Annotated in this window: 7 protein-coding genes and 1 tRNA gene; all 8 read left to right on the top strand. The window is 50.5% G+C overall.

Going from position 1 to position 9,300, the window contains the following annotated elements:
* Nucleotides 1–321: 321 nt before the first annotated feature.
* Nucleotides 322–1,533: an efflux RND transporter periplasmic adaptor subunit gene (locus AB1756_02010; protein ID MEW5806115.1), complete on the top strand. Its 1,212-nt coding sequence runs from the start codon at nucleotides 322–324 to the stop codon at nucleotides 1,531–1,533.
* Entirely contained in the window at nucleotides 1,533–2,750 is a 1,218-nt protein-coding gene (locus tag AB1756_02005; GenBank protein MEW5806114.1) for an ABC transporter permease, read from the top strand. The genes AB1756_02010 and AB1756_02005 overlap by 1 nt, the downstream gene beginning before the upstream one ends.
* A 91-nt stretch (nucleotides 2,751–2,841) precedes the next feature.
* Nucleotides 2,842–2,916: transfer RNA gene (locus tag AB1756_02000), tRNA-Cys, on the top strand.
* A gap of 72 nt (nucleotides 2,917–2,988) precedes the next feature.
* Nucleotides 2,989–4,341, top strand: a complete 1,353-nt coding sequence (locus tag AB1756_01995) for a sialidase family protein (protein ID MEW5806113.1) — start codon at nucleotides 2,989–2,991, stop codon at nucleotides 4,339–4,341.
* 127 nt (nucleotides 4,342–4,468) lie between these two features.
* Entirely contained in the window at nucleotides 4,469–5,971 is a 1,503-nt protein-coding gene (locus AB1756_01990; GenBank protein MEW5806112.1) for a hypothetical protein, read from the top strand.
* Between the two features lie 50 nt (nucleotides 5,972–6,021).
* Complete coding sequence (gene fusA / locus AB1756_01985; protein ID MEW5806111.1) at nucleotides 6,022–8,088, top strand: elongation factor G; 2,067 nt, start codon at nucleotides 6,022–6,024, stop codon at nucleotides 8,086–8,088.
* 62 nt (nucleotides 8,089–8,150) lie between these two features.
* Nucleotides 8,151–8,615 (top strand): universal stress protein, encoded by a 465-nt coding sequence (locus AB1756_01980; protein MEW5806110.1) that lies wholly within the window; start codon nucleotides 8,151–8,153, stop codon nucleotides 8,613–8,615.
* A gap of 165 nt (nucleotides 8,616–8,780) precedes the next feature.
* Nucleotides 8,781–9,215 carry an Hsp20/alpha crystallin family protein gene (locus tag AB1756_01975; GenBank protein MEW5806109.1) on the top strand — a complete coding sequence of 145 codons (435 nt, stop codon included), beginning with the start codon at nucleotides 8,781–8,783 and terminating at the stop codon, nucleotides 9,213–9,215.
* The last annotated feature ends 85 nt before the right edge of the window (nucleotides 9,216–9,300 follow it).

Below are 9,300 nucleotides of genomic sequence, written 5' to 3'. Positions count from 1 at the left end.
ATTTCCCGGCCTATGCCCCGGAACTCAATCCTGCCGAATATGTTTGGAATCAGACGGATCGTCATCTTTGCAATAGTGTTTTGGAGGATTTGGGGGAGCTTCAAGGCAAGCTCCGGAATTCGGTGCGGAGGCTACGGGGTTCCCAAAAGCTCTTATGGTCTTGTATCTATGCTTCTGATCTACCATGGAGGAGATGAATTGTTCCTTTATTTATGCGAAATTCAATAATATAAAAAAGAAAATATTTAAGATGGCAATGACGATGCCCAATCGGACCGAGTATATCAATAAAAGAAAATTAATATTTTAAAATAAAGTTATATGAATAAGAGGCTGATATCGATAATAGTTATTCTGGTTGTGATTGTTACCGCGGGGACATGGTATTTCTTCCTGAGGGAGAGAAACTCAACTGACAGGTATAAGACGGCAAAGGTGGAAAAGGGGGATATCGAGGAACGAGTCGCGGCGACCGGACGGATAGAGGCCCTCGTCACAGTTTCCGTTGGAAGCCAGGTCTCGGGTACGATCAAGGAGCTTCTGGCCGATTATAACTCCATTGTTAAGAAGGGTCAGGTTGTTGCGTTCCTGGAACCATCCATCTTCATGGCTCAGAAGAAACAGGCAGAAGCCAACCTGGCGAGCGCCACCTCAAACCTTGAAAAATCCGAAGTGGCCCTTGAGGAGGCAAAACGGAATCTGAAGAGGGGAGAAGATCTTTACATAGAAAAGCTCATCTCCGATAGCGAAATCGATGCCCTGAGAAGTGCCTATGAGTCGGCCGTGGCGCAGCTCTCGGTCTCAAGGTCTCAGGTCAAGCAGGCTGAGGCTTCCCTGTCCCTTGCTGAGGTCAACCTTGGACACACGGTCATCACCAGTCCAATCGATGGGATTGTCATCTCAAGGAATGTCGATGCCGGTCAGACGGTGGCAGCATCTCTTCAGGCTCCAACTCTTTTCACCATCGCAAATGATCTCACGAAGATGCAGGTACACTCGGATATCTCCGAATCTGATGTCGGGAAGATTAAAGAGGGACAGGATGTCAGCTTCCGGGTCGATGCATTTCCCAAGGAACAGTTTCACGGGAAAGTCTCTCAGGTGAGAAACGCTGGCGTAATCGTTCAGAATGTCGTTACTTACGATGCCGTCATTAATGTCGACAATAAGGATCTGAAGCTAAAACCGGGAATGACGGCCTATGTCTCCATCCTCGTCGACAGGCGCGAGAATGTTCTGAAGATCCCTAATCTGTCCCTCAGATTCAAGCCAAGCAACATGCCTGAGGATGGGAAGTTAAAATTTAATTCGAAAGGAGCCTCCGGTCATCCGTCGATATCGGATATGCCGGTCATATGGATTCTTAAGGATGGCAAGCCGATCCCCATCGGGGTGAAGACAGCAATCACAGACGGGAAGTTCAGCGAAGTGATGGAAGGAGATCTTTCCGAAGGAGATGATGTCATCCTGGAGGAACTCTTCGTCAATAAGCAAAAAGAGAGAAAGATGCCGATGATGGGAAGAGGATTCTGATGGGGTCTTTCATCTCCATAACCATTGCGTTCAAGGAGCTCGGTAGGAACAAGACCAGGGCCGCCCTGACGATGCTCGGGATCATCATCGGCGTGGCGGCCGTCATCACCATGCTTTCCCTTGGTGAAGGGGCCAACGCCGAGATTCAACAGCAGATATCCAGCCTTGGAACGAATGTCATGATCATCCTTCCCGGGAGCACGACACAGGGAGGCGTGCGAGCCGGTCATGGCTCGGCAACTACCCTTACATATGATGATTGCCTGGTTATTCAAAACGAATGCCCGGCCGTCAGGCTGACCGCTCCAGGAGTCAGGACTGTCGCCCAGGCTGTCAGCGCCACACAAAACTGGTCGACCCTCATTCAGGGGAGTACTCCCGCCATGTTTGACATCAGAGACTGGGAGCTTCGGAGCGGGGAATATTTCACGCAGGAAGATGTGGACGGGGCTACTAATGTCTGCCTCATAGGTCAGACTGCAGCGGAGAACCTCTTCGGATTGCAAAATCCAGTGGGACAGGTGATCAGGATCAAGAACATCCCCTTCAGAATCCTGGGTCTTCTCGAAGAGAAGGGGCAGACGGCATCGGGGATGAACCAGGATGACGTCATAGTCGTTCCCTTCACGACCGTCCAGCGGAAGATCATGGGAGTGACCTACATCTCTATCATCCTTGTTGCCGCGAGGAGCAGCGCAGACGAGCAGAAAGCCATTGATCAGATCAAAGCGCTTCTCCGGCAGAGGCACAGGATCCAGGCAGGTCAGGATGACGATTTCTCAATCCGAAGCCTCTCGGATATCTCTTCAGCGGCGGCAGAGGCTTCGAAGACCATGACGATCCTGCTCGCAAGCATAGCCTCTGTCTCCCTGATCGTCGGTGGCATCGGGATCATGAATATCATGCTTGTTTCTGTCACGGAGCGCACACGGGAAATAGGTATCCGCATTGCCGTGGGAGCCCGTTCTAGAGACATCCTTCTTCAATTCCTCATCGAGGCGCTTGTCCTGTCCATCATCGGCGGTCTCATCGGCATCGGGATCGGAATTGCATCATCCAAGGCCATCACCTACTTTGCTGGATGGAAGACGGTTATATCTCTCTCGGCCATCATCCTCTCCTTTTCCTTTGCCGCTGCGGTAGGGATCTTTTTTGGATTCTATCCAGCGCGCAGAGCCTCTCTACTCGAACCCATCGAAGCCCTCCGCTACGAATAGAAGGAGCTAAGAGTTCCATAGAATTCAGGAAACCCCAATGTATATGTATTGACGGGTGTGAACCAGCGTGTTAATTTATACATGAATTTATGGCGGCGTAGCCAAGCGGTAAGGCAGAGGTCTGCAAAACCTCCATTCATCGGTTCAATTCCGATCGCCGCCTCCATTCTTACCTTATTGGATAACCTCTTGACATGAACAGGCAATCAGCGTAATAAATATGAATAGAGGTGCCATCATGATAAGATTTAAAACCCTTTCGACAATTCTTTCCATCCTTGCTGTCTCTCTTTTTCTTTCGCTTGGAGCGGAGCGAGGGGATAATATCTATGCCCAGTGCGTCTGGGGCCCTGACATCCTCCTCTCGGAGGTGGATGGAGAGTTCTCCAATCAGCCGGATATTGCATCCGATGGAAATTATGTTCATGTGGTCTGGCAGGACTACAAAGACATCGGAGGACAGATCCACACGTCGAGAATCTGGTACCGGAATAGCGATGATAGCGGAGTAACGTGGAGCAACATGAAAGTTATCACGCCGAAGAACAGCACGGGCGACTTTCATGAGCCCAGAATAGCGGTCAGCGGGAAGAACATTCATGTCGTTTTCATCGGACTGGACATAGTGGGGGGCGATATGGTCTCCGCGGTGTACTATATCCAGAGCACGAACAATGGTCGCAGCTGGTCGAAGCCGCTCATGCTGAACATGTTAGGCCCCTTCTATTACGAGGCCTGGTATCCCGACATCAGCGTCTCGGGGAATACGGTCCACGCCGTCTGGGTGGATGACAGGGAAGGAGACGACGCATTCCACGTCTACTACAAGAGAAGCATGGACAATGGCAAGACCTGGGATGACGGAGATGACAATCCCTCCAACGACAACGCCGACCACTCGAAGAAGATCTCGGCCGGAACGACGGATTTTCTATATCCTGCCATCACATCTTATGGAGAGAATGTCCATGCCGTATGGCAGTGGGAGTGGTCGAAGGTCTACTATTCGGGCAGCCTGAACAACGGCGCCACCTGGAGCGAGCCAGTCATCATCTCCGAGCCGGGATCCCGCTATCCCGACGTCATAGCTTATGAGAACATCGTTCACATCGTCTGGGAAGACGACAGGCATCTTATAGAGGAGGAGTGCAATTCTGAGATCTATTACCAGAGGAGCATGGACGATGGGCTCACCTGGGAACCGGCAAGGAGATTGACGGAGATGAGCATGTGGTCGCTCGATCCAAGGATTGACCTCTATGGCAACCAGATTGGCATCATCTGGAAAGATGAGAGGGACAGCCCCCTGGATTGCGGCATCATCGGTCCCGTTCCCATGGGAGAGATCTACTACAAGAGGAGCATAGACGGTGGCGTGACCTGGGATGACGGAGACGACGACCCAGGCAACGACAATGCTGACCACACCAAGCGTCTCAGCGAGATCGATGAAAGCGGAGGAGATGGGAAGGCGATATCCGTAGAGACCCAATTTACCCATGTCGTCTTCGACGATGTGAGATACGACAGACCCGATCCATCAGACATCTTTGTTAAAGATGTCTTTTACAAGCAACGCTCCTGCCCATAGGATCTTTATCCTCCCGAGCATGAAATCTTATAAACATCCCAAGTGGATTCCTTTCTTAATAGCTATGAATGTCACCCTTTTGCAATTAAAATAGTGCTGAAAAAATTGTGTTCCAGTGGAGGAGAATATGAACAGTGCTCCAAGAAAGATTCGCTTAGGCATGATAACCCTTATCGTTTTCAATTTTTTGCCCATCTATTTTACCGGAGCCAGCGAGGATCCTGAGCCTCAGAAGATGGACATCTGTCACTCCTGTTTCTGGCAGTATCAACCGGAGGGATTGAAGGACAAGATTGTGGACTTTTACAGAGGATACCGGTGCGGTGACTTCTTCCTGAAAGGGGAGATCTCCTACATGCTCGGGACTATGATCCCCGATGAGTCACTCTTAAAAGACTCGATCGCCTTTTATAATTTTTCGCTTGCCTTCGAGAAGGATCCATTCCGAAGGATGCTCCTCTACGAGATAATGGGGATGCTTGCCCCGAGAGTCTCACTCGAAGCGGGAATATATTTCCGGGAGGCTTCAAAGCTTTCCAAGAAACTCGGGATGAAGTGGAGGAGCCAGGTCTTCAAGTCACTGGCTTCAGGCGGGTACATTCCCCAATTCGGGGAAGTGACAATTTCCAGGAATCTGGCCGTCCCATCGAACCCTGACTCCTTCATCCTCGGGGAAAGCTCTATCAAGATACGCAGGAGAGCGAGAGTCGGGATCCAACTGGAACGGACGTTCCGGGATTGGCTCTCCTGTCAGTTCCGCTACGATTTTTCCGGAGATTATCTGCGGTTGAGGAACATCCTTGAATATCATGAAGGGGCAAGAATGGGGGATCTGATGGAGTATGCGCAAGCAGTACCGATCGTTCTGCTGGGGAGCATCCTCGCCTATAAAGATGGGAAATGGTTTGCGCCGGATGAGAAAGGGGTTTTCCGATTTCAGATCCTGGACGATAAGGTCCAGTATCCGACGACTAAGCAGTATAAGAATGTTGCCCTGATGATCGATACACATGGAACTTCCGCGGTGGTCGAACAGGCGATCCGGGAGAAAGTTGATCTTGTCATCGCCTGCGGCGACAACCCACCTAAAGCTCAGGCCGCATACTATCTTGCAAGCAGGGGAGTCAACGTCTATTCCCCGTGCGACAGAGAGATCGGGATGCTGCTTGGACACGATGCGCAGGGAGTCATCCTCGGCACGGCTCCCATAAGGGAAACCGAGGATGGAGCGGTAATAGGAGGGCAACCCATAAAATTTTCCGTGAAGGAAAAGTTCGTCGTTCAGGATATCAAGGAGGATTCCATAGCGAGATACTACGATGCTCCAGCCAGATATTTTCAGGCTCTCGGTTCGTATGTCCCGCTCAACCTTCACACCGTCAAAATATCGGGATTGAGCGAAACGGACAGAGTCATCGAGGAAGCAGATAGAATCGGAGCGAAGGCTGTTGGCATCAGGGTGTACAGTGAAGAGGACTACGCATCGGTGAAAAGATGGCTGCAATCTTCTAAAGAGAACAGGGCAGTCCTCTTCCATTCGGCTCCATACAAGCCTGGCTATCAACTTTTTTTTGAATTTCCCGATCAGGTTACCTTTGGCGATCCGAGACCGAGATTCATCGGTGCCTGACGATGAGCCAGGTGTGCTAAACTATGACATCTTCGCGAGTAAATTGAGGAATGCCGAAGAAACCGATACAGAAGCTGAGGAACATCGGGATTATTGCTCACATCGACGCGGGCAAGACCACGACGACGGAACGTTTCCTCTATTACAGTGGCGAGAGCTACAGAATCGGTGAAGTCCACGATGGGCAGGCGATCATGGACTTCAGGGATGATGAGAAGGAAAGAGGGATAACTATCTCTTCCGCCGCCACGACTTTCTACTGGAACGACTGCCAGATCAATCTCATCGACACTCCCGGACACGTGGACTTCACCGCAGAAGTGGAGCGTTCACTGAGAGTCCTCGATGGTGCCATTGTCATCTTCGATGGTGTCGAGGGAGTCGAGCCGCAATCGGAAACGGTCTGGCATCAAGCCGACAAATACCAAGTTCCCAGAATCTGTTACATCAACAAGATGGATAGGATTGGCGCGCACTTCTATGCCACCATGCAGGAGATCCATGACAAACTTGGTGGGGGAGCCATCGCCATCCAGATCCCGGCAGGACAGGGAGACACTTTCTTCGGGATCATCGATCTCCTGGATATGAAGCTCTACACTTACGACAGGGAATCGCTCGGAAAGAATTTCGGCTCCGGTCCCATCCCAGGCGACCTGAAGGGTAAGGCTCTGGAGTACAGAAAGATCCTTCTCGAAGCGACTGCCGATCTTTCTGATGCCATTGCCGAGAAGTATCTTGATGGAAAGAATATTGAGCGGAACGAGATCATCGAACCGCTGCGCGCAGGCACTATTTCAAGGAAGTTGACCCCTGTGCTGTGTGGAGCGGCACTAAAGAACATCGGCGTACAGAAAGTCCTAGACGCCGTTTGCGATTTTCTTCCATCGCCTATCGATATCCCGATCATCAAGGGAGAAGACCCAGAAAATAAAAAGGAGAAGGTGCGGAAGCCTCTTGTGGATGAGCCTTTTTCTGCACTCCTATTCAAGATAGTGGCGACGTCCGCCGCTGAGCTTGCCTATCTGAGAGTCTATTCGGGTCATGCCCGGGTTGGCGATTGGGTATACAATCCGAGAAAGAGGCAAAAGGAAAGGATACGGAGAATCCTCCAGATGCATGCCGACAAGGGGGTACAGGTGGAAAGTATGGAAGCGGGAGACATCGTTGCCACCACCAGTCTTAAGTGGAGCGTGACCGGCGACACCCTGACCGATGAAAACAACAGAATCATCTACGAACCGATTCACTTTCCAGATACCGTTGTCTCGGTTTCTATCGAGCCGAAGACGAGTGCCGACAAGGATAAACTTGCCGAGATCCTGAAGAAGCTCGAGAAGGAAGACCCAACCTTCAAGCAGAAGATCGATCCGGATACTGGACAACTCATCATCTCGGGTATGGGCGAGCTTCATATCGACGTTCTTAAGAACAGGATGCTCAGGGAATTCAACCTGGATGCGTATTTTGGAAAGCCGAGGGTTTCCTACAAGGAAACGGCCGCGGGATCGGCGGAGGGGATCGGGGAATTCTCGAAGGTAATCGGTGGGCAGAATGTTTTTGGAAAGGTTACGCTCGGTCTGGAATATCACAGAGGAGATACCAAGGTCGATGTCGTAAGCCGGATCAGAGAAGTGGAAGTCCCATCCATTTATATCCCAGACATGCTGGACACCGTAGCAAATTCGGCGGAAGGGGGTGGGATCTACGGCTATCCGGTCATCCATATCCGGGTCACGCTTCTCGAGGGAAGATTCAATGACCCTGTGACGGCTACAATAACCCTCAATGCAGCGGCAAATCTTGCCTTCCGCGATGCGCTCAAGAAGGCTGGTTCCAGAGTTCTTGAACCATATATGAAACTTGAAGTGAGGACGCCTGAAGAATTTCTCGGTCCGATCTGCAAAAACCTGAATAGTAAGAGAGCCCTCATCGAAGATACTAAGATCGTGAAGAAGATAGCAATTGTGAAGGGAGTAGTCCCTCTCTCCGAGATGTTCGGGTATTCCACAATCGTTCGGTCAATCTCGCAGGGGAGGGCTTCCTTCAACATGGAGCCTCTTGACTACAGGCCTGTCCCGGACAACCTGGTTCAGCTGTTTCATCAGAAGATTTAAGATGATGCGTCGGTCTTCTCAAAGACTGATTCGCGCAACAAAATAGAATCGAGGAGGGAACGATGATAGACTTGAAGAAAATCATGGCCACAACCGACTTCTCAAGTTATTCCCGTCATGCCTTCACGTATGCCGAAACTCTGGCAAAAGAGTTCAGGGCCAGGCTCTACATCATCCACGTCGTGGAGGATAAACTCCCAACATTCGTCAGCGAATATACCGCCGTTCCACTCGCGGACATAATAGAGTCGCAGGAAAAGAAAGCCTGGGAGGACCTGAAGAAGTTCGTGGAGAGCGAAGTGGATAAGTCGATCGAAGTCGAACTCATCGTCGCCAGGGGGACTCCCTATGTGGAGATCATCAAGGCGGCCAGGGAAAAGGAGATAGACCTCATCGTCGTAGCCACATATGGTAGAAACATTCTGAGCCACACGCTCTTCGGCTCCACGGCGGAGAGGGTTGTGCGGAAGGCTCCCTGCCCTGTGCTAAGCGTCAAGCACCCAGAGCACGAATTCATCATGCCCTGACCAGGATGATATGAGACCCTTCTTTCACTGGTCAGGCTCCTGCCTGACTAAGGGATTCTGACAGACAGACCATAGAAGGGCTTGACAGAGGGAAAGGGCAATCTTATAAAAAAGGCGCTTCAAGCCTCCGGAGGTTGAGCAGTAATGATAAGGAGGTGAACGATTATGTCACTCGTAAAATGGGACCCTTTCCGAGAAATGGAAAGGTCGACTCGCAGGCTGAACAGGCTTTTTGGCGATCCTCTGATCAGGTTCTTCGAGGAGGAAGATTATGCCATGTGGACACCTAGGATGGATGTCTATGAAGATGCAGATAGTCTGGTGATGAAAGCAGAAATGCCAGGAATTAACAAGGATGAAATAGAAATAAATGTTGATAATGGCATTCTCACCATATCCGGTGAGAAGAAGAGAGCAAAGGAAGTCGAAGAAAAGAATGCCTATCGCCTCGAACGGTGCTATGGCAAATTCAGCAGAAGTTTTTCTCTCCCCTCAAGCGTGGACACGAGCACAGTGAAGGCAAACTACAAGGATGGAGTTCTTGAGATCACTCTTCTCAAAACAGAGCAAGCCAAGCCAAAGAAAATCAGCATCAATTGAGCCGGAAACGGTGGGGGCATCGTAAAAGATGCCCCCTTTTCGTCTTTTTATAAGCTTGCCGCATGGCGCAAAGTAAAATATTATT

Source organism: Acidobacteriota bacterium (assembly GCA_040752675.1).
GTDB lineage: Bacteria > Acidobacteriota > Polarisedimenticolia > JBFMGF01 > JBFMGF01 > JBFMGF01.
This window is presented reverse-complemented; position numbering and strand designations above follow the sequence as displayed.

Excerpts from the sequence above, each read along its gene's own strand:
- AB1756_02010 (MEW5806115.1), top strand. The coding sequence starts at position 322 with ATGAATAAGAGGCTGATATCGATAATAGTTATTCTGGTTGTGATTGTT.
- AB1756_02005 (MEW5806114.1), top strand. The coding sequence starts at position 1,533 with ATGGGGTCTTTCATCTCCATAACCATTGCGTTCAAGGAGCTCGGTAGG.
- AB1756_01995 (MEW5806113.1), top strand. The coding sequence starts at position 2,989 with ATGATAAGATTTAAAACCCTTTCGACAATTCTTTCCATCCTTGCTGTC.
- AB1756_01990 (MEW5806112.1), top strand. The coding sequence starts at position 4,469 with ATGAACAGTGCTCCAAGAAAGATTCGCTTAGGCATGATAACCCTTATC.
- fusA (MEW5806111.1), top strand. The coding sequence starts at position 6,022 with ATGCCGAAGAAACCGATACAGAAGCTGAGGAACATCGGGATTATTGCT.
- AB1756_01980 (MEW5806110.1), top strand. The coding sequence starts at position 8,151 with ATGATAGACTTGAAGAAAATCATGGCCACAACCGACTTCTCAAGTTAT.
- AB1756_01975 (MEW5806109.1), top strand. The coding sequence starts at position 8,781 with ATGTCACTCGTAAAATGGGACCCTTTCCGAGAAATGGAAAGGTCGACT.